This is a genomic window from Enterobacter sp. Sphag1F (assembly GCF_014193275.1).
Taxonomy (GTDB): domain Bacteria; phylum Pseudomonadota; class Gammaproteobacteria; order Enterobacterales; family Enterobacteriaceae; genus Pantoea; species Pantoea symbiotica.
On the sequence record NZ_JACHZD010000002.1, the window covers coordinates 421180 to 442098 of the forward strand.

20 protein-coding genes are annotated in these 20919 nt (G+C 52.8%); 13 read left to right on the forward strand and 7 right to left on the reverse strand.

The annotated features are described in order from the left end of the window. The first annotated feature begins 102 nt into the window (after positions 1 to 102). From FHW71_RS07460 to FHW71_RS07495, 8 genes are all read left to right on the forward strand, one after another. On the forward strand, positions 103 to 666 hold the full coding sequence (locus FHW71_RS07460) for a lipoprotein (protein WP_008103112.1): 564 nt from the start codon (positions 103 to 105) through the stop codon (positions 664 to 666). Between the two features lie 135 nt (positions 667 to 801). Then, positions 802 to 1848, forward strand: coding sequence for a dihydroorotase (pyrC, locus tag FHW71_RS07465; protein WP_179451278.1), 1047 nt, complete (start codon positions 802 to 804; stop codon positions 1846 to 1848). A gap of 68 nt (positions 1849 to 1916) precedes the next feature. Next, positions 1917 to 2162, forward strand: a complete 246-nt coding sequence (dinI, locus tag FHW71_RS07470) for a DNA damage-inducible protein I (RefSeq protein WP_179451279.1) — start codon at positions 1917 to 1919, stop codon at positions 2160 to 2162. 143 nt (positions 2163 to 2305) lie between these two features. Next, positions 2306 to 2575 (forward strand): hypothetical protein, encoded by a 270-nt coding sequence (locus FHW71_RS07475; RefSeq protein ID WP_179451280.1) that lies wholly within the window; start codon positions 2306 to 2308, stop codon positions 2573 to 2575. A 278-nt stretch (positions 2576 to 2853) separates the two neighbouring features. Then, positions 2854 to 3108 (forward strand): biofilm formation regulator BssS, encoded by a 255-nt coding sequence (gene bssS, locus FHW71_RS07480; RefSeq protein ID WP_008103119.1) that lies wholly within the window; start codon positions 2854 to 2856, stop codon positions 3106 to 3108. Between the two features lie 106 nt (positions 3109 to 3214). After that, positions 3215 to 4330 carry an N-methyl-L-tryptophan oxidase gene (gene solA, locus FHW71_RS07485; protein WP_179451281.1) on the forward strand — a complete coding sequence of 372 codons (1116 nt, stop codon included), beginning with the start codon at positions 3215 to 3217 and terminating at the stop codon, positions 4328 to 4330. 292 nt (positions 4331 to 4622) lie between these two features. Further along, positions 4623 to 5195: a cytochrome b gene (locus tag FHW71_RS07490; protein WP_179451282.1), complete on the forward strand. Its 573-nt coding sequence runs from the start codon at positions 4623 to 4625 to the stop codon at positions 5193 to 5195. 1 nt (position 5196) lies between these two features. Further along, positions 5197 to 5772, forward strand: a complete 576-nt coding sequence (locus FHW71_RS07495; protein WP_179451283.1) for a YceI family protein — start codon at positions 5197 to 5199, stop codon at positions 5770 to 5772. A gap of 44 nt (positions 5773 to 5816) precedes the next feature. Here FHW71_RS07495 and FHW71_RS07500 read toward each other — a convergent pair whose 3' ends face one another. Continuing rightward, positions 5817 to 6872, reverse strand: coding sequence for a rhodanese-related sulfurtransferase (locus FHW71_RS07500; protein WP_179451284.1), 1056 nt, complete (start codon positions 6870 to 6872; stop codon positions 5817 to 5819). A 267-nt stretch (positions 6873 to 7139) separates the two neighbouring features. Here FHW71_RS07500 and FHW71_RS07505 point away from each other — a divergent pair, with 267 nt between their 5' ends. From FHW71_RS07505 to FHW71_RS07510, 3 genes are all read left to right on the forward strand, one after another. After that, entirely contained in the window at positions 7140 to 8063 is a 924-nt protein-coding gene (locus FHW71_RS07505; protein ID WP_008103130.1) for a Kdo(2)-lipid IV(A) acyltransferase, read from the forward strand. Between the two features lie 559 nt (positions 8064 to 8622). Further along, positions 8623 to 8889 (forward strand): hypothetical protein, encoded by a 267-nt coding sequence (locus tag FHW71_RS24120; protein ID WP_008103132.1) that lies wholly within the window; start codon positions 8623 to 8625, stop codon positions 8887 to 8889. A 119-nt stretch (positions 8890 to 9008) separates the two neighbouring features. Next, a complete protein-coding gene (locus FHW71_RS07510) occupies positions 9009 to 9404 on the forward strand; it encodes a MysB family protein (RefSeq protein WP_008103134.1) in 396 nt (131 codons plus the stop codon). A gap of 6 nt (positions 9405 to 9410) precedes the next feature. Here FHW71_RS07510 and FHW71_RS07515 read toward each other — a convergent pair whose 3' ends face one another. The 3 genes from FHW71_RS07515 to FHW71_RS07525 all read right to left on the reverse strand — a co-directional run bounded on the left by FHW71_RS07515 (position 9411) and on the right by FHW71_RS07525 (position 13862). After that, positions 9411 to 9650: a YceK/YidQ family lipoprotein gene (locus tag FHW71_RS07515; RefSeq protein WP_008103136.1), complete on the reverse strand. Its 240-nt coding sequence runs from the start codon at positions 9648 to 9650 to the stop codon at positions 9411 to 9413. Between the two features lie 134 nt (positions 9651 to 9784). After that, positions 9785 to 12334: a glucans biosynthesis glucosyltransferase MdoH gene (gene mdoH / locus FHW71_RS07520; RefSeq protein WP_008103139.1), complete on the reverse strand. Its 2550-nt coding sequence runs from the start codon at positions 12332 to 12334 to the stop codon at positions 9785 to 9787. Then, complete coding sequence (locus FHW71_RS07525; RefSeq protein WP_175501680.1) at positions 12327 to 13862, reverse strand: glucan biosynthesis protein G; 1536 nt, start codon at positions 13860 to 13862, stop codon at positions 12327 to 12329. The genes mdoH and FHW71_RS07525 overlap by 8 nt, the downstream gene beginning before the upstream one ends. A gap of 278 nt (positions 13863 to 14140) precedes the next feature. Between FHW71_RS07525 and mdoC the strand changes: the two genes are divergently transcribed. After that, positions 14141 to 15265 carry a glucans biosynthesis protein MdoC gene (gene mdoC, locus FHW71_RS07530; protein WP_179451285.1) on the forward strand — a complete coding sequence of 375 codons (1125 nt, stop codon included), beginning with the start codon at positions 14141 to 14143 and terminating at the stop codon, positions 15263 to 15265. 31 nt (positions 15266 to 15296) lie between these two features. Here mdoC and FHW71_RS07535 read toward each other — a convergent pair whose 3' ends face one another. Beyond that, positions 15297 to 16760 (reverse strand): phospholipase D family protein, encoded by a 1464-nt coding sequence (locus tag FHW71_RS07535; protein WP_286176104.1) that lies wholly within the window; start codon positions 16758 to 16760, stop codon positions 15297 to 15299. Positions 16761 to 16927: 167 nt separating this feature from the next. Between FHW71_RS07535 and FHW71_RS07540 the strand changes: the two genes are divergently transcribed. Next, a complete protein-coding gene (locus FHW71_RS07540; RefSeq protein ID WP_179451286.1) occupies positions 16928 to 18076 on the forward strand; it encodes a beta-glucosidase in 1149 nt (382 codons plus the stop codon). On the opposite strand, the gene FHW71_RS07545 is transcribed toward FHW71_RS07540, so the two are convergent. After that, a complete protein-coding gene (locus tag FHW71_RS07545) occupies positions 18073 to 18246 on the reverse strand; it encodes a hypothetical protein (RefSeq protein ID WP_008103149.1) in 174 nt (57 codons plus the stop codon). The genes FHW71_RS07540 and FHW71_RS07545 overlap by 4 nt on opposite strands. Positions 18247 to 18557: 311 nt before the next feature. After that, positions 18558 to 20759 carry a TonB-dependent siderophore receptor gene (locus FHW71_RS07550; RefSeq protein WP_179451287.1) on the reverse strand — a complete coding sequence of 734 codons (2202 nt, stop codon included), beginning with the start codon at positions 20757 to 20759 and terminating at the stop codon, positions 18558 to 18560. Positions 20760 to 20919: the final 160 nt, after the last annotated feature.

A 20919-nucleotide genomic window follows, 5' to 3' on the forward strand; every position in this document is an offset into this window, starting at 1 on the left:
ACGAGAGGCGCTCCGGCGCTTCTCATCTCTCTCCTGGTGACAGGTGCCGCTGATTCAGGCAGGCTATCGCTGTTTTGCCGTTTCGATCAGGATGAGGACTATATGAAAAAGGCGTTTACCGGGCTTGTCGCCCTGCTTTTTGCCGTGCTACTCAGCGGCTGTAACCAATTGACGCAATACACCATCAGCGAACAGGAAGTGAATCAGGCGCTGCAAAAGCGCAATAACTTCGAAAAAGACATCGGCGTTTCCGGGCTGGTGAATGCGCACATTGTGCTGAGCGATCTCAACAGCCAGATTGGCCGTGAAGAACCCGGCAAAATCACCCTCTCGGGTAAAGCCAATATCAATGTCAGCTCGCTGTTTGGCCCGCAGCAGGCCGAAATGCTGCTGAAGATGAAGGCGCAGCCGGTTTACAACGCACAGGAAGGCGCGATTTATCTGCATGATATGGAGATTGTCGATGCGCAGGTGCAGCCAGAAAAAATGGCGTCGATCATGAAAACCCTTACGCCTTATCTCAATGAGTCGCTGAAGCGCTACTTCAATGAGAAACCCGCCTACGTGCTGAGCGCAGACCGCAGCAAAGGCGAAGCGCTGGCGAAGAAACTCGCTAAAGGGATAGAAGTGAAACCGGGACAATTGGTGATTCCGTTTACTGATTAATCCGCGCAGCCGCACCTTCGGGTGCGGTTTTTGTTTGTCACAATAAAATCCCGTGCAAACGGTTGCCCACATCCTTATGATTACTCCCCGGCCTAAACGTGCCTCTCGTTTTCTTCTCAGCCGGAGTCTTTTTGAATGACAGCCCAACCTCAGCAAATCACCATCCGCCGCCCTGACGACTGGCATATCCATCTGCGCGATGGCGCGATGCTCAACGCCGTGCTGCCTTATACCAGCGCAGTAAATGGTCGTGCGATTGTCATGCCAAACCTGGTTCCACCGGTTATTAGCGTGGCCGCTGCCGTGGCTTACCGCGAGCGCATTATGGCTGCGTTGCCTGCTGAGCATGCTTTTACTCCGCTAATGACCTGCTATCTCACCGACTCACTCGATCCTGATGAGATCGAGCGCGGCTTCCGTGACGGTACTTTTACCGCTGCCAAGCTCTACCCTGCGCACGCCACCACCAACTCCAGCCACGGTGTCACCAATATCGCCGCGATTGCGAAGGTGCTGGATCGCATGCAGCAGATTGGCATGCCGATGCTGGTGCATGGTGAAGTGACCGATTCTCATATCGATATTTTTGATCGCGAAGCGCGCTTTATTGAAACCGTGCTGGAACCGCTGCGCAAACAGTTCCCGGCGCTGAAAGTGGTGATGGAACACATCACCACCAAAGAAGCAGCAGAATATCTGGCTGCCGGAAACGATCTACTGGGCGCCACCATTACGCCACAACACCTGATGTTCAACCGTAACCACATGCTGGTCGGCGGCGTGCGCCCGCATCTCTACTGCCTGCCGATTCTGAAGCGCAATGTTCATCAGGAAGCGCTGCGTAAACTGGTTGCCAGCGGTAATCGTCGCGTATTCCTCGGGACCGATACCGCGCCACATCTGCGTCACCTGAAAGAAGCCAGCTGCGGCTGCGCCGGTGTGTTTAATGCGCCGACCTCATTGCCTGCTTACGCCACGGTATTCGAGGAGCTGAATGCGCTGGAGCATTTCGAAGCCTTCTGCTCGGAAAACGGCGCGAACTTCTATGGTTTGCCGCTGAATGAAGGCACGCTGACGCTGGTGCGTGAATCCTGGCAAGTTGAAGAGAGCATTGCCCTGGCGGATGACACGCTGGTGCCTTTCCTTGCCGGTGAAACGCTGAACTGGCGCATCAAAGAATAATTTTCTGCTGCTTGCCTTCGGGATAATTATACTGTACAAATAAACAGTATATTATTCCGGAGGCTTCTATGCGTGTTGAAATTACCGTAGCAAAAACTTCGCCCCTTCCTGCAGGTGCACTTGATGCACTCAGCATCGAACTGGTTCGTCGCATAACGCTGGATTTCCCTGACGACGATCATCACGTCAAAGTGCGTTATGCCGGCGGCAACCAACTTAGCGTGTTTGGTGGCTGTAAAGAGTCACGTGAACGCATCAGCGAACTGTTACAAGAAACCTGGGAAAGCGCTGACGACTGGTTTAATAACGATTAACAGCCACTGTGCCGTTTTTGCCGGGTTTCGCCACCCGGCTTTTTTGTTTTTATTTCCCTCTCGCCAGAAAAACTTCCTGCATCTAGACTCATGTTAAACGATCCCCTATTCTTGCCTCGTCATGCTTACAGGAGGTGTTTTACATGACTAATGAAAAACCAGAAGAGGCGATGACCTTCGGAGAGTTGCTGGCATTTATTGCTGAGCAACAGCGCCGCTTAACCGTATTAGAAAATGCGTTTGCCACCTTGACCTTCTGTCTCGACGATCGCGCCAATCAGTTGCTGGTCCACAATCTGACGCTGGAAGCGCAAAACCAGAACCATGACGAGCAGTTACAGCAGCATTTTACCCGGCTGGCGGAAGAGATTCAGAAGCGTCACGGCCTGCTGCCGAGCGAGCCACACGCCTAAAAGATTCTCTTTTTTCGGCCTAAAGTTTTCTCTTATAAAAGCCGATAATTTCGTAACTACCGCCAGTAATATTTCCAATAAAATGCCTGACGTTTCGGGCATTTTATTATTCGCCATAACGTCAATGTGAAGCGCGTTTATTTTCACTCAGATTAGGTTCGTCATACCTTTTAACTATTGTACCCGCTATTTCATGTTATAATTGTTTCGCTAGTGCACGATACAGCCGCATTGAACCTCAAGAAGCACTTCGTTAAACGAGTAATACGGAGGTTATAATGGACAGAAATAAAGACGTCATCCAGACTCATCCGTTGGTAGGATGGGACATCAGCACCGTAGACAGTTATGACGCCATGATGATTCGCCTGCACTCGCTCTCCTCGCAGGGGCAGAAAGAAGAAGAAGCTGACGTGGGCCCGACCTACTGGCTGACTACCGATGTAGCCAGACAGTTCATCTCTCTACTCGAAGCTGGCATTGCAAAAATAGAGTCTACCGAGCAGTACCTACGCGACAATCAAAAGCATTAATTTCTACTATCGCGTGAAAGGGCACCCAACAGGGTGCCTTTTTCATGGGCGCTCTCTTTTGATATGCTATTGAAAAATTTCGCCGTTTTGCTGGAGTGATGTCGTTATGGTTTATGATCTGATTGTGGTGGGAAGCGGTTCGGTAGGCGCAGCAGCCGGGTTTTACGCCACGCAGGCTGGCTTATCGGTCCTGATGATTGATAGCGCCCATCCCCCGCACAGCCAGGGCACGCATCATGGCGAAACCCGCCTGATTCGGCATGCTTATGGCGAAGGTGAACGCTACGTGCCGCTGGTGCTGCGCGCGCAGACGCTTTGGGATGAACTGGAACGCCAGAGCGGCGAGCGCATCATGCATCGCAGCGGCATCCTTAACTTAGCGCCTATTACCTCCACCTTTATCCAAAATGTCATCGATAGCGCAAAAACGTGGCAGTTGGATGTGAAAATCCTTCAAGCCGATGAAGTGCGCGCGCGCTGGCCGCAGTTCACGGTGCCAGATGGCTATATCGGCGTGTTCGAACCTAACTCCGGATTCCTCAAATGCGAGCAAGCGGTGCGCAGCTGGGTGCAGCTGGCGGAACAAGCCGGCTGCGCGCAGCTGTTTAACTGTCCGGTGACAGAAATGGGTCGCGATGGCGATCTGCAGCAGGTCACCACCAGCGATGGCATTTTCCGCGCGCGTAAATTGCTGGTCAGCGCCGGAACATGGGTTAGCCAGTTGGTCGCCGATCTGCCGGTTGCGCCGGTGCGTAAAGTTTTTGCCTGGTATCAGGCAGATGGTCGCTACAGCGAGAACAACAAATTCCCCGGCTTTACCGTAGAGATGAGCGATGGCAGCCACTTCTATGGCTTCCCAGCGGATAACAACGCGCTTAAAGTGGGACGTCACGATGGCGGCCAATTGATGCAAACGCCGGCAGACCGCAAACCTTTTGGCAGCATCGCGGTGGATGGAAACGAGTCATTTAACTTCCTGCGTCAATTTCTGCCGGGCGTGGGCGTCTGTTTGCATGGCGAAGCCTGCAGCTACGACAATACGCCGGATGAAGATTTCATCATCGATACGCTGCCCGGTGAGCCAAATCGCCTGATCATCACCGGTTTAAGCGGGCATGGTTTCAAATTCGCCAGCGTGTTGGGTGAACTTGCCAGTGAATTTGCCCAGAACAAACCATTTTCTTTCGATATTAAGCCCTTCTCACTCGCGCGATTTAACTGATGCGCAGATGCCGGCGCTCATTCCGGGCCGGCAAGATTGACGCAAGTTGACATTTAATTACCTAAATAAACATTCAATGCAGCGATATGCCGCATTTGGTGTAGTCAATATGCAATACCCCGCAATAGCCCTCATGTTTTAAGTCATCCATTCAATTATCCTGACTGAGTTTTAATTTAATCCTCATTTATTCCGAAGATGATTTTCAACTTTATAGAAAAGTAAGGTTAATTGATCTTTCATTGCAAAATGTAGATGCTCATTGCCACTTATTTCATTCCTGGAACTTCATATGTGGCGTAATTCCACACAGCATTTCGGCGCTGTCTCCATTTTATTGCATTGGCTTATGGCGCTGGCTATTTACGGCATGTTTGCGCTGGGTTTGTGGATGGTCGGATTGGGTTATTACGACGGCTGGTATCACGACGCGCCTGAAATTCATAAAGGCATCGGCATCCTGCTGTTTGCGGCACTGCTGCTGCGCCTCGGCTGGCGTTTTATTTCACCGCCACCCAAACCGTTGTCGAGCTATTCCCCCACCGTTCGGCGCGGTGCCACTTCCGCGCACTGGATGTTATACGGCTTGCTAATTGTGCTGCTGTTCAGCGGTTATCTCATCTCCACCGCCGATGGCAAACCGATCTCCGTATTTGGCTGGTTCGAAGTTCCCGCTCTGTTCAGCGGTGCCGCGCGGCAAGCAGATCTGGCAGGCGACATTCATCTTTGGCTGGCGTGGGGTTTGGTGCTGTTCTCTGCACTGCACGCGCTGGCAGCCCTGAAACACCATTTTATCGACCGTGATGTGACACTGAAAAGGATGTTGGGTTACCGCATCCCGTTAACCTCTGAAAAGGAAAAGTAACATGCTAAAGAAGACATTATTGGCAGTAGCAGCGGCCGGATTATTGAGCGCCAGCCTGACGGCCAGCGCAGCTGACTATAAATTTGATAAGGAAGGCCAGCACGCGTTTGTTCAGTTCCGCATTCAGCATCTGGGCTACAGCTGGTTGTACGGCACCTTTAAAGATTTTGACGGCAGCTTCACGTTTGATGAAGCCAATCCTGCAGCAGATAAAGTCAACGTGACCATCAACACTAACAGCCTCGATACCAACCATGCTGAACGTGATAAACACCTGCGCAGCGCGGATTTCCTCAACACCGGTAAGTTCCCGCAGGCGACCTTTGCTTCTACCGCTGTGAAGAAAGACGGCAAGGATTACAAAATCACTGGCGACCTGACGCTGAATGGCGTGACCAAGCCCGTGATGCTGGACGCAAAATTGATGGGAGAAGGCAAAGATCCGTGGGGCGGCTATCGTGCAGGATTTGAAGCCAGCGGTGAAATCGTGTTGAAAGAGTTCAACATCAGCAAAGATCTTGGCCCGGCATCGCAGAAAGCTGAACTGATTATTTCGGTGGAAGGCGTACGTAAGTAAACCAAATGCAGCCTGAAGTCCGCTGACTTCAGGCTGTTTTGCGCTTATTTTTTATCTGGCGCGGGAATCGCCATCGTCATGTTCAGCAAACCGCGTGATTTGTTAAACACCTTGTTGCCATTTTCACGGCCCGCACGGCGTGCGCGCTGCTCTTCTGGCGACAACGTTGACTCTTCCATGCAGATTGGGCTGCAGCAGTTGTTGTACTTTTCAGCACAGCTTGGGCACTGAATAAACAACAAGTGACAGCCATCATTGATGCAGTTGGTGTGGCTATCGCAAGGCGTGCCGCACTGATGACAGCTGGAAAGAATATCGTCGGAAATGCGTTCGCCCATGCGTTCGTCAAAGACAAAGTTTTTGCCCTTGAAACGCACCGGTAAGCCCTGCGCGCGCGCGCGACGGGTGTATTCAATAATCCCACCTTCAATGTGATAAACATCATTGAAGCCGTTGTGCTTCATCCAGGCGCTGGCTTTTTCACAACGAATGCCGCCGGTGCAGTACATGACAATCTTTTTGTCTTTCTGATTCTGCAGCATATCAACTGCCATCGGCAGCTGATCGCGGAAGGTATCGGCCGGCACTTCCATGGCGTTATCGAAACGCCCCACTTCATATTCGTAGTGGTTACGCATATCCACGAACAGCGCATCCGGATCGTCGAGCATCGCGTTAACGTCAGCGGCTTTCAGGTAAGCGCCCACATCGCTGGCATCGAAGCTGTTGTCTTCAATTCCATCTGCCACAATGCGCTCACGCACTTTCAGGCGCAGCACCCAAAAAGATTTACCGTCATCATCCAGCGCAATGTTCATGCGCAGGTTGTTCAGCGCCGCATCAAAGGCATACAAAGCGGCCTTCATCTTTTCGTAGCGGCTGGCTGGCACGCTGATTTGCGCGTTGATACCTTCGTGCGCGACATAGACGCGACCAAACACCTTGAGTTTGGTTAACTCAACGTAAAGGGCATCACGGAAGGCTTTAGGATCGGCAATCTGGAAGTATTTATAAAAAGAGACTGTGGTACGTGGTTCGGTTTCCGCCAACATACGTTCCTTCAGCTCTTTATTGGAAACAAGGTTATGTAACACTGGCATGGTGTTCGTCCTGTTAGCAATCAGAGAAATTTAGCGCGCGTATGATACCCGAATTCTGCCGGATACAAAAATTTTGGTGCGATAAGCCTGACGAGTGCAATTACAGGCGCATTTCTGCGACACAATTGCGTTTTCGTGCGCATACCTGCTGCCAGATAGCCGTCCACGGTCTATGCTTGATTTCAGCCAGAATGAAAAAATGGCATAATGACAAAAAATTACAGAAACCGGACTCTCTGGCATAAGACGCAGGATACTGACATTTCCATGACTCAACTTCCCAAACTCACCCGTGAACTCCTCTATCCACGCTATTGGCTGACCTGGCTCGGCATTGGTTTTCTCTACCTGCTGGTGCTGTTGCCCTATCCGGTGTTGCATGCCATTGGCTGTGGACTGGGTCGCATTGCCATGCGTTTCATGAAACGTCGCGTTGAAGTGGCGCAGCGCAATCTGGAAGTCTGTTTCCCCACCATGCCGACTAATGAACGCGACGCGATGGTGAAGCACAACTTTGAATCGGTGGGCATGGGACTGATTGAAACCGGCATGGCGTGGTTCTGGCCAGACTGGCGCATCCGTAAATGGGTCACCACCAGCGGCCTGGAACATGTTGCTAACGCGCTGGCAGAGAAGCGGGGCATATTATTAATTGGTATGCACTTTCTGACTCTGGAATTGGGCGCGCGGGTATTTGGTATGCATAACCCAGGCATTGGCGTGTATCGTCCGAACGACAATAAGCTCATCGACTGGCTGCAAACCTGGGGCCGCATGCGTTCCAATAAAAGCATGCTGGACCGCAAAGATCTGAAAGGCATGATTCGCGCCATGAAGAACAACGACATTATCTGGTATGCACCGGATCATGATTATGGCCCGCGCAGCAGCGTATTTGCGCCTTTCTTTGCGGTTCAGGACGCGGCGACAACAACCGGTACGCATATGTTGATTCGTCTGGCAAATCCCAGCGTGGTGCCATTCCTGGCGCGACGTCTGCCAAACGCACGCGGCTATGAGCTGAAAATGATGCCTGATATCCGTGATAAATTTACTCTGGAATCTGAACTTGAGACCGCTGTAGTGATGAATAAAGTGGTGGAAGAGACGGTGTTACTGGCTCCAGAACAATATATGTGGCTGCATCGTCGGTTTAAAACCCGTCCACAAGGTGAGCCTTCGGTTTATTAATGTGATGTGGGGCATGATTACGCGCCCCACGCCCTTCAGCAGAAATTTACCTTATTACGTGATTTTATCCGGTTATTAATCAGCTTATCGGTCCAGCCTGAGCTTGGGCTAATTGTTCAGTTAGCACCACTCTTAACCCATCAAATCCCTCTTTCTTAGCTATATCTTTGCAAGAAATTAATCTTTCAAAGCAATGCGCCGGCAAAAAACTGCGCTAGTATTTGATTCTGCCGCAGCTTTATCGGAAATATTTACTAATCAAAATATGTCGTTTCGGACCTGTTTTCCCCAACATCCAGGGGTAATCCTATTTAATTTTACTAAACCCTTCGGCCCCGCTAATCAATGCAGTAAAATTAACTTACTAAACAAGGTATTGTCTTAATAAAAACCGCCATATTCCTTTTCGAAAGAAAATAACACCTTCTTATTACCTTATGGAATTTGTCGGCAAATTCGAATCCAGTTAATTTCGTGATGTCAGTAAGAACATTAAGTTCACTTTTAAAAAAATATAAAAAGATTTCACACAGCAAATATATCTCAGGACAATTATAAAATGAATAAAGGCATCTACTACTACGTGACGATCAGTACCGATCAGGAAGGTTATCATCTTCTGCATCGAAAAGAGTGTAAACGGCTACCCGTAAAGGAGGATATGGTTTTTATCGGCACTCTGTATAACTTAAATCAGGCATTATCAACCGCGCGTATTAATTTCAAAAAGGTTAAGCCCTGTATTAAATGTTGTATTCGTTACTCTGCTCCAATTATTCATGAATCTGTACGTCCGGTATTACACTTTCCTCAGAAAATAGCCTGACCGGTTGGGCGGTTGAATTTCATGCAACCGCCCAACCGATATTCCCTCTATGCCCCGCACTTCACGATTTTTCGTCTATCCTTCTGTGAAATCCCTTTTTTACAGACATGGAGTTGATGATGAGCCTGTTTAGCACCCTTGAAGAAGCCATTGAAGCCGCTCGCGAAGAGTTCCTTGCCAGCCAACCTGAGATCGCTGAAGAAGATGCCAGCGTCAGCCAGTTTGCCCTGCAGAAGTATGTGATGCAGGATGGCGACATTATGTGGCAGGCCGAGTTTTTCGCTGAAGAGGATGGCCAGGGTGAATGCCTGCCGATCTCCAGCGGAGAAGCCGCGCAGGCCATTTTTGACGGCGATTTTGATGAAGTCGAACTGCGTCAGGAGTGGCAGGCGGAAAATACGCTGCACGAATGGGATGAAGGCGAATTCCAGCTGGAACCTCCGCGTGACCTTGAAGAGGGCGAAGCGGCGGCGCAAGAGTGGGAAGACGACAACAGCCCTTCTGACAATCTGTAATAACGCTTATTCGTACGGGCCGTGACTGGCATCCACTGGCAGTAACAGCGTGTCCATCACCAGCGATAGCGGCAAATCGAGAATGGTCAGCACACGCCACGGTCCGTCACGAACGTCCCACTGCACGCCGGGATAGTATTGATTGCCGTGACCTTGGCCAGGAAAGGTGCGGCTGATGATACTGCCACAACCAGTGAGCAGAAGAATGGCGGCGCTAAGCGCGGTTATTTTCAGGAAATAATTCACAACATTTACTCACAATGAACTGGCGTTAGTTTAACTGCCTGTGAGGTGAAATACCTACTCCTGACGCGTAAAGATTGCGTCATATTCCGGGCGAAAAAAAAGCGGCATCTCTGCCGCTTTTCACTTTCTCATCTTCAGCGCTGTGGCAGCGCTTCAGGATTGAGCTTCAACTTCTGATAGCTTTCTACCCACTGATGATATTTGTCCGCGCTTTCCCACAGGCGTGAGTGCACACGCGCCAGCACCACTGGATCGCTGATCAGCTGCAAACGCTGCTCGCGGTTCAGTTTCTCTGGCGCATCACTCAGCGCCTGATCGACACGACGGTCACGCGCATGGTCCAGCAAATCACTCTGCTTATGACGCGATGTTGCCATCGCCGTCGCCAGCGCGTTAAACGCCGGGTTAAACAGCGCATGCATAAAGCCATTTTTCAGCGCGCGTTGACGGTTGATCTGCAGGTAGTGATCGGTATCGACCAGCTCTTTTGGTGGCTCATACTCTTCCGGGATCAGGAACAGCTTAGCGTTCTTACTCTTCTGCCCTACCGTTGCACGGCTCGACATCACCGACACAAACGGCGACAGGATCAGCGAGAAGACGATCGGCGACAGCCACCAAAGGAAGTTCAGGTCGAGGAAGCCCATTCCGCCTGCCCACACGATACCCAACAGCATCTGTGAACCATGACGACGGAAAGCTTCGCTCCACGGCGTCGCATCATCATCACGCTGCGGCGAGTTCCACACCACTTCCCAGCCGAGGAACGCACTGACCACGAACACGGTGTGGAACAGCATGCGTACCGGCGCCAGCAGCACCGAGAACAGCATTTCCAGAATCAGCGAGAAGAACAAGCGGATGGCGCCACCGTAAGGTTTAGCTCCCTTGAACCAAATCAGCACCACGCTCAACAGCTTCGGCAGGAACAACAGCACCAAAGTGGTTGAGAACAAGGCAATCGCCAGATCCGGACGCCACTGCGGCCACACCGGGAACAGCTGGCGTGGTTGCAGGAAGTAGGTCGGTTCCATCAGCGTGTGCACCACCTGCAAGGCAGTAGACAGCGCAAGGAACATGAACCACAACGGCGCAGAGAGATAAGACATTACACCCGTCAGGAACACCGCACGGTGAACCGGGTGCATCCCTTTTACCAGGAACAGACGGAAGTTCATCAGGTTACCGTGACACCAGCGGCGGTCACGCTTCAGCTCATCCAGCAGGTTCGGCGGCAGTTCTTCATAGGAGCCCGGCAGATCGTAGGCGATCCACACGCCCCAACCGGCACGACGCATCAGCGCGGCTTCAACGAAGTCATGCGACAGGATCGAACCGGCGAAGGAACCTTCACCCGGCAACGGCGCAAGCGCACAGTGCTCGATAAACGGCTGCACACGAATGATGGCGTTATGGCCCCAATAGTGTGATTCACCCAACTGCCAGAAGTGCAGACCAGCGGTGAACAGCGGACCGTACACGCGCGTGGCGAACTGCTGGCAACGGGCATACAGCGTATCCATACCTGACGCTTTTGGCGACGACTGGATAATACCGGCGTTCGGGTTAGCATCCATCATGCGCACCAAGCCGGTAAGACACTCACCGCTCATCACGCTGTCGGCGTCCAGCACCACCATGTAGCTGTAATTGCTGCCCCAGCGACGGCAGAAGTCATCGATGTTGCCGCTTTTACGCTTCACACGACGACGACGGCGACGATAGAAAATCTTGCCCGCGCCACCGACATCACGTACCAACTCCATCCAGGCTTTCTGTTCGGCGATGGCGATATCCGCATCGTAGCTGTCGCTGAGAATGTAGACGTCGAAGTGCTCGGCGTTGCCCGTACGTTTGACCGATTCCCAGGTCGCACGCAGGCCGGCAAACACACGTTCTACGTCTTCATTACAGATCGGCATAATCAGCGCAGTACGATGTTCCGGATTCAGCGGTTCATCGCCGGTGGTCGAATACGAAATGCTGTATTTGTCGCGACCAATCAGCAACTGCAGGAAGCCCATCAGCGCAGTCCAGAAACCGGCAGAAACCCAGCAGAACAGAATGGCGAACAGGAACAGAATCCCGGTCTGCAGGATGTACGGCAGAATCAGCTCAACCGACTGCAGCCAGTTCTGGTTGAACATCTCGATCGGATCGATCAGCGTCCAGCCCTGATACGGCAGAATGGTTTTCATATACCAGGTTGCCACCACGGTCTGCAGAATCGTCAGAATCAGCAGCACATAACGACGCATGGAGCCAACGTGGCGCCACTTGTCCTCAGTTTTCTGCTCTTCAACCGTGGCATAACGTGGATTGGATTTCTGGCCACGCAGGGAATCCCATGCGCGCGCAATCGGGTTGGTGCGCCAGATCTCCGGGAACATCAGCGAACGCTTCACTTTCGGCATCGCCTTGAGTGTGGTGCGATCGAGATAATCCTTGCTGAGCTGCTGACCATCCGCCAAAGAGTCCGGCCAGGCCATTTGCACACGGGATGACACCGATTTCAGCGGCGCATCATCCGGGCGCTCGCTGGCGGCGTTATCCTGCCCCAGCGACGTATGAATAGCGTGGAACGCCTGCGCATTCTGTAGCGAATCGCTCAGACGGGCGCGCCCTGCCGCATCAAGCGGCAGAGCCTCCACGTAAGATTGAGGTAGAAATATCGATTTATTCATTGGCAGGTAGCTGATAGCTCCAGGTTTCCGTCAATGTCTTGTCGCCGCTCACCAGCGCCGCACGCATCTCAGTCGGCTGCTTGTTATCTTTCACACGCAGACGCAACACCAGACGCCAGCCTTTGGTTACCGGGTTGTAGCGCACACTCTGCTCAACCACGTCAGCGTTATTACCTACGCTCACCTGCGGTGCCACTTGCGTATCTTCCGGCAGCTTGCTCATCGCTTTGCCAACGAAATCCACGGTGAAGGCGATAGAACCATCAGGTTGACGTACCAGATTCGACTGCTTCACATCACCGGCAGAGCGCAGCGTGTCTTTCACCCAGGCGATATCGTCGGAGTGCAGCTGATTCTCGTCACGGGTGAAGTGCAGACGATACTGGAAGTTCATCTCTTTGCCTGGCTCAGGCAGTTTTTCCGGCGTCCAGAACGCAACGATGTTGTCGTTGGTTTCATCCGCGGTTGGAATCTCTACCAGCTCAACGCGACCTTTGCCCCAATCACCCTGCGGCTCAACCCAGCCACTTGGGCGCAGATCGTAGCGATCGTCGAGATCCTGGAAGCGACTGAAATCACGCGTGCGCTGCAGCAGACCAAAGCCTTTCGGATTCTCAACGGTGAAGGTGCTGACCGCCAGATGTTTCGGATTATTCAGCGGACGCCAAATCCACTCGCCGTTACCGGCATGAATCGAAAGACCATTCGAATCGTGCAGCTCTGAACGGAAGTTGGTCACCGGCGAAGGCTGGTTAGCACCAAACAGGAACATACTGGTCAGCGGCGCAACGCCCAGTTTGCCGACGTTATCACGCAGGTAAACTTTAGATTGCACATCAACCGTCGATTCTTTGCCCGGTTTGATGATGAAGCGATAGGCACCGGACGCACGTGGTGAATCCAGCAGCGCATAGATCACCAGCTGTTTGTCCTGCGGTTTTGGACGTTCAATCCAGAACTCTTTAAAGCGCGGGAACTCTTCGCCGGACGGCAAGGCAGTATCAATCGCCAGACCGCGTGCCGAAAGACCGTACACCTGGCCTTCGCCAATCACACGGAAATAGCTGGCGCCGAGGAAGCTGGTGATCTCGTCGTCTTTGCCCTTTTTATTTAAAGGATACAACACCTTAAACCCAGCAAAGCCGAGGTTTTTGACTGAATCAGCATCGTGTTTTACGTTACCGAAATTGAAGTAGTCAGGGTTATATTTAATTTCACGTACTGAAGACGCCGTCACTTCGTTAATTTTCACCGGCGTATCGAAATACATGCCCTGATGATAGAACTCAAGCTTAAACGGCGTGCGCAGTTTGCCCCAATAAGCTTTGTCGTGGTTAAACTGGATCTGCTGATAGTCAGCAAACTTCATTTCACGAAACTGAGAGGGTAAATTGCTTTTTGGCGCTTCGAAACTTTTCCCTGCCAACGCCTTGGCTTGTTTTGCAACATCATCAATGTTAAACGCCCAACTATTGTTGGCATACATAGCCAGCAGAACTGCCGCGCCTACCCAGCGCATCTTTACCAGTCCCACTTTATTATTCACATTATTCAGCACATCCCCCCCTTTCGTGTGCTTAGATCAAACCCGATTATCTTAAAGGATTATTCGGTTTTCCGACAGCGTATGTAATAGATTGTTCCGCTGATTTGTAAGCTGAAAGTGTGCTTTTAGGATAATTAAACCCCGCAAAATCACATACAGATTCACCTGATAGTATACCCTGTTTACAGCCGGTAGAATTTTCCTTCGGCATAATCCGGTTTCAGGGTGAAACCGGCAAGTAAACTGACTATTGGAAGATTATGAGTTCAGCAAAACCCGAACGTGAATATTTCCTCGATTCGATTCGCGCATATTTAATGTTATTAGGCGTGCCTTTTCACGTCTCCCTGATTTACTCCACGCAAAAATGGGCTGTGAACAGTCATGACGCATCGATGTGGTTGACGGTGTTGAACGACTTTATTCACGCCTTCCGCATGCAGGTGTTCTTTGTTATCTCAGGCTATTTTTCCTACATGCTCTACTTACGCTACCAGCCACAGCGCTGGTTGAAAGTGCGTCTGGAGCGTGTCGGCATCCCGATGTTGACCGCCGTTCCGCTGATCACGCTGCCGCAGTTTTTCATCACCAAAAATCTCACCGATAAAATCGGCGACTGGAGCAGTTTCTCGCTGTACGACAAGTACAACACGCTGATGTGGGAGTTGATCTCGCATCTGTGGTTTTTACTGGTACTGGTGATTTTGACCACGCTGGGTATGGTGGCGTTTCGCTGGCTGAACAAGCAGCAGCGCGGCATCAATTATCAGCAAATTGGCTGGGGTAAACTGACGCTGGCGCTACTGATTTATGCATTGATTTGGTGCGCCTTCCGCCGCGTGCTGTTTTATTTCGTCCCGGCCGTTTTTGCTGATGGCCTGTTCAGCATTGCCGTGATGCAAATGCTAATGTTCCTGCCATTCTTTATGCTGGGCGCGCTGAGCTGGAAGCATCAGGCGCTGAAGGCGCTGTTTGTACGTTTTAATCCGGTGATGTGCTTTGGCGCTATCGCGGTATTTATCGCCTACAGCCTGAATCAGCGTTACAGCAGCGGTGAAGGTTGGCTGTACGAGATCGATATGATTATTTCGACGCTGATGGGTTTGTGCATGCTAAACGTCTGTTTTAGCTTCGGGCATAAGCTGCTGAACAGCCATTCGCCGCGCATTATGTATCTGGTGAATGCTTCGCTGTTTATCTATCTGGTGCACCATCCGCTGACCATTTTGTACGGCATCTACATCACGCCGCACATTGGTAGCGACACGCTCGGTTTCTTTATCGGCTTGTTGATGGTGTTTGGCGTAGCGTTTACGCTGTACGAAATCCACCTGCGCATCCCGCTGCTGCGCTTCCTGTTTTCCGGTAAGCCGCAACGCAAATAAAAAATAGGGCCAGCTAAGCTGGCCCTTTTATCTAAAGCAACCACTCAACCGGCAAACGCCACACCAGTCGCACCAGCAAGCGCTGCAGCAGCGTGCACTGCGGTTCGTGTTTATGCACCACTTCGCCCTGCTCGTTCGCAAACTCCACCCAATTGACGCGTCCCCAATTATCCAGGCGCAGCGTCCAGGCGCGATCGCGCATGCCGGCAATAAAGCGCTGATGGGTTTGCTGCGCCAGGGTTTCACTCTCAATCACCAACCCCATTTCAGTGTTCAGCATGGCGGAACGCGGATCGAAGTTAAACGAGCCGATAAACACTTTGCGATTGTCGACGGTGAAGGTTTTGGCATGCAAACTGGAGCCCGAATTACCGGTGATGCCGCGATCGTGTGGTGCACTTTGCGGATTGTCCTGCGGCTTCAATTCATACAGCGCGATGCCGTGGCGCAGCAGTTTTTTGCGCCAGCGCGCATAACCGGCATGCACCACCGTGACATCATTTGCCGCCAGCGAATTAGTAAGGATGGCAATCTTCACCCCGCGCCGCTTCAACGCCAGCAGCTGCGCCACGCCAGCACGCGTCGGGACAAAATAGGCCGAGATAATATCGAACTGCTGCTGCGGCGTGCCAATCACTTCCAGCATGCGCTGCGGCAGTAAACTGCGGCGTTTTGCTTTGCCGAGCCCTTTACGCGGATCGTCGCTCAGCAGGCGCGATTCCGCCCACGTCATCTCCAGCTCGCCCCGTTCCATCTGGCTGATAAACGACGAGTGCTCCAGCCGCGCCAGATAGCGCTCTACCGCTTCACTCTGCTGCCACTCTTGCGGCAAGCGCACCGCCTGATGCGCATCGCCGCTCACATCAACCACCTTGCGCAGCGGCGAAACGGCTTTACTGCGCCAGTAGCGTTCGAAATCCTGCGTCACTTCGTCAACCACCGGACCAATCGCCAGCACATCGAGATCGGTAAACAGCGGCTCATCGCCGGTACCAAAATATTCGTCGCCGATATTGCGCCCGCCCACCAGCGTCGCCGCGCCATCCACCGTCAAACTTTTATTGTGCATGCGCCGATTGAGGCGGGAAAAATCGGTGAGATAACCGAGTGCGCGCAGCGTGCGGAACGAGAACGGATTGAACAGACGCACGGCGATATTGGCGTGGCGATCGAGTTCCGCCAGCGTTTCATCCAAACCCGGCGTGTTGTTGTCATCCAGCAGCAGTCGCACTTTCACTCCGCGCTCGGCGGCATCCAGCAGCGCGCTAAATAGCAAGCGTCCGGACATGTCGTTGTGCCAAATGTAATACTGCACATCAATGCTGTGCTGCGCCATGCTCATCATCTGATAGCGCGCAGCAAAAGCGTCCAATCCGTCGTTAAGCGGATGAATGCCGCTCATGCCCGGATGCCGCGCACAACGCGCCTCAACACTCGGTTTTAGCCCGTTGCCCGAATGTTCCTCAGGCGGCAAAGAAGTTGCTGCTTCACTCATAGTGAATCCCTGAAAGCTGTGGACCTATTATTGTTGGTATCAATGCGCTAACAAGCAATCGGAGGCTTCCTTTTCTGCCCGATGGCGCACCGTCAATTTAGTCTAGACTTAGCCAGGCGTTCTGCATTCTGCATTCTGCATCCGGCGTTCACCGTGAGGAGAGGATTATGACTCAGCAATCCCTGCGCCATCACCCTCAGCTGTTCCGCAGTTTCTTTCAGGGCAGTTTTCCCTGTTCAACCGCCTGTCGTGCAGGCGGACGTCGGCTCGATATGGTGATCAGCAGCGGCCACGACATGCTGCTGGAAAAAGATTATGCCGCGTTAGCGCAAGAAGGTTTGCACACCGCACGCGATGGCGCGCGCTGGCATCTGATTGAAGCCGTGCCCAACGCATATGACTGGCGCACCTTTCTGCCGATGGTGCACGCCGCGGCGCGTCACGACATGCAGATTATCTGGGAGCTGGCGCACTTTGGCTATCCCGATCACCTGGATATCTGGAAAGCCAGCTTTGTCGAACACTTCGAACGCTTCGCCCGCGCGATGGCGCAACTGATGCGCGATGAAGGCATCGAACAGCCCTTTTTCACGCCGATTAACCAAATCTCATTTTGGTCGTGGGCGGGCGCGGACGTCTCCTGGCTCGATCCTTACGCCAGCGATCGCGGTCGCGAGCTGAAGCGCCAACTGGTGCGTGCCTCGCTGGCGGCGATGCACGCCATTCGCGAGGTGTATCCCGATGCCCGTTTTGTGCTGACCGATCCGCTGGTGCAGGTGGCGACAGATCCCGATAATCCCGACAGCAAACCCTACGCCGACGCGCAGCATCAGGCGCAGTTTGAAGCCTGGGATTGGATTGGCGGACGCGATGCGCCGGAACTGGGTGGCCGCGCGGATTTTCTCGATATTCTGGGTCTCAATTACTATCCCGACAATCACTGGTTTTTCTCTGGCGAAACCATTCCGCTTGACCATCCGACGCGGCAACCGCTGCACCGTTTATTAATGCAGTGCTGGCAACGCTATCAGCGCCCGATGATTTTGGCTGAAACCGGCGCTGAAGGTGATGCGCGTGCGCCCTGGCTGCGTCACATAAGTGAAGAAGCGCGTCTGGCGCTGGATCACGGCGTGGCGCTGGAAGGCATTTCGCTTTATCCGGTGGTGGAATATCCAGCGTGGGCCGACGATCGGCGTTCACCGGGCGCGCTGTTCGGCCTCGGCGATCCCAATGGCAATCGCACCTTGCATGAGGCGCTGGCGCTGGAGTTGCGCAGTCAACAGATTAAGTGGCAGAACTGGCAGACAAAAAGCTAAGACTGTTGCGTGGTGTTGGGTTTTTGCGGACAGGTTTGCACATCAAGTGAAGGATCAGCCGGATGACGTACGTCGGTGAGCCAGGTCATAGTGAAGAGAAATACCACGCCAATTAAACAGGCGGAGAGCAGGCCAATTATGGCGATCAGTTTGTCATCTCTGGATTCCATCGACATCTCCTTGCAGGCTTCCTTTTCCCGGTGCTGACCTTAACTCATCCACAGCGTAATCATCAGGACGAAGATTATAAGCGTAACCGAAGTGACTGCAAGTACCACAATAGCGAAGAGCGCGTCGTCGAGCGGCTGCCGATAAGGTTCGTCGTGGTCGTCTGGTGGTGCAGGTGAACTCATGATGACTCAAAAATAAAGGCGAGTTTTCGTGCAGGATTGCCGCTCAGAGTGTAATGCAATGTGCTCTAAGTTACAGGATTATTTCTGGCGGAGAAAATAACGGGGCGCAACCGCCCCGTGAGAACAGATTAGAAATCGTAGCTCAGTGAAACCTTCACCGTACGCGGTTCACCCTGAGACAAATAGGTGCCGCTGTCATCGACGTTGGCCCAATATTTCTCATTGGTGACGTTATCCACGCCCACGCGCCACACCATATCGTTCTGGTTAACCTTCATGCGGTAACGCAGACCCAAATCCAGCGTGGTGTAATCATCCAGCTTCATGTTGTTTGCCAGATCAGCATATTGCGAGCCGGTGTAGTTCAGCAATGCCGTGGCAGTCAAACCATCAACTGGCTTGATGTCATACTCCGCACCCAGCGCCGCAGTAAAGCGCGGTACACCAATGGCGTTTTTGCCATTCTGATCGCTGTCACCGGTTTTGGTCATATCCGGATCGATCCAGGTGGCGCTGCTGTTGAGACGCAGGCCCAGCACCGGCTCACCGAATACGTTCAGCTCAACGCCACGGTTACGCTGCTCGCCATTCAGTTGGTAAACCGAATTGTTCAGCACGCCAACCGGCTGTTTGATTTCAAACAGCGCCAGCGATCCGCCAATGCGACCAAAGTCCGCTTTGACACCCACTTCGTTCTGCTTCGCATGTACGATGCCGGTCACGCTACCGTAGTTGGTGGCGGTAAACGGCGCGGCGGTGCCCGGCGTCAGCGATTCGGTATGGTTGGCATACAGCGAGATATTCTGCGTGGCTTTATACAGCAAACCGTACGCTGGCAACCAGCGGCTGCTGTCAAAACGTGTCGCGGTATCTTCAGCGCCGTCATAACCGTAGTTACGCACCACCACTTTCTGATGACGCGCGCCGACGGTTGCCAGCAAAGTGTCATCAAAGAAGCCCAGCGTATCGCTCAGCAGGTAGCCCTGCGAGCGTGAACGGTACGTGGTCAGTGGATCGCTGAACTTAGCGCCACCGGCAAACACGCTATCCGGTTCGGCCACATCCTGCGGGTTATAAATGTTCACATTGGCATCGTTGCCCGACGACATGCGATAGCTGTTTTTCGCATTCGCGGTCATTGCTGAATAGCCAAAGTTCACTTTATGCGTCACCGGACCGGTGGTGAAATCACCACGCAGGCCAACCATGCCGCTCATGTTGTCCTGCACGCGATTGGTACGGAAGCGGCCAATGGTGGCGTTGCCAGCGCTATCGAGGATCTTCGGAATGCCGTAGTTGCCCACTTCATGAGTGTGCTGCGCGCCGAGGCCCGCATAGGCGGTCCACTGATCGGTCAGATCGTATTCGGCTTTTGCCAGACCAAACTCCGACTCGATATCGCTGAACACCCAGTTCTGGCTGTAGTTTTTCGAGTTGGATGGCACATCAGGAATGAAATCGATGCCGCTGATGTTGATGCCGTTACGCGCATCGTGGAAGGTCTTTTTCTGGTAGCCGACGTCGAGCGACGTACGCAGACGATCGCCACGATAATCCAGGCCAAGTGACGCAGCGGTGGTGCGTTTCTTCTCGCCATCCACCTCCGTGCCGCCTTCGCGGTTAACCGCATTCAGACGCACGCCAAACTGGTTATTGTCGCCAAAACGACGGCCGATATCGGCGGTGCCGCCCACTTGTGAACCGGAAGTGTAATCCACGCCAATACGCGTCAGCGGCGTATCATCAGCGTGCTTCGGCTCAAGGTTAATCATGCCGCCGACGCCGCTCTCCGCCGAACCGTTCAGCAAGGCGTTAGCGCCTTTGAAGATTTCCACGCGATCAATCAGCGAGGCATCCATCACCTGACGCGGCACGATACCGGCCAGGCCGCCGTAGGTCATGGCATCGCCGTCCAGCTTGAAGCCGCGAATGCGATAACTCTCGGCAAAGTTGCCGTAGCCTTTCAGATTCTGCACGCCAGCATCGTTGCGCACCACATCACCGATGGTTTGCGCCTGCTGGTCCTGAATCATTTTCGAGGTAAAACCGATGACGTTGAACGGCACGTCCATGGCGTTTTGCTCACCCAGCATGCCGAGACGGCCGCCGTGTGCAACCTGGCCATCAAGGAACGCCGGTACCAGATCGTCGCCGCCTGGTTTGAAATCGGTTTGTGGTGTCGCGGTCACGGTCAGCGTCTGCTGCTCGTTTTTCGCGTTGGTTTGAGTTGTGGTGTTGGTGGTAGCAGCCATCACTGGCAAACAACCGGCGCTGACCATAACGGCCAACAGCGTCGGTTTCAGTCCGGGATTGAAAGGCATAGCGCGCATGGGATCCCCTAATGCAAACGAAGTGATAATCATTATTATTGCGGTTTGCGATTATGCGCAGTCGTTGCCCGAAAGCAAGAAAAATCCTACTTTCTGCGTTCACATTATGGAGAGGTGGTGCAACAAGTCGCCTGAGCGGTCATGTAGGGTCGCCATTCAT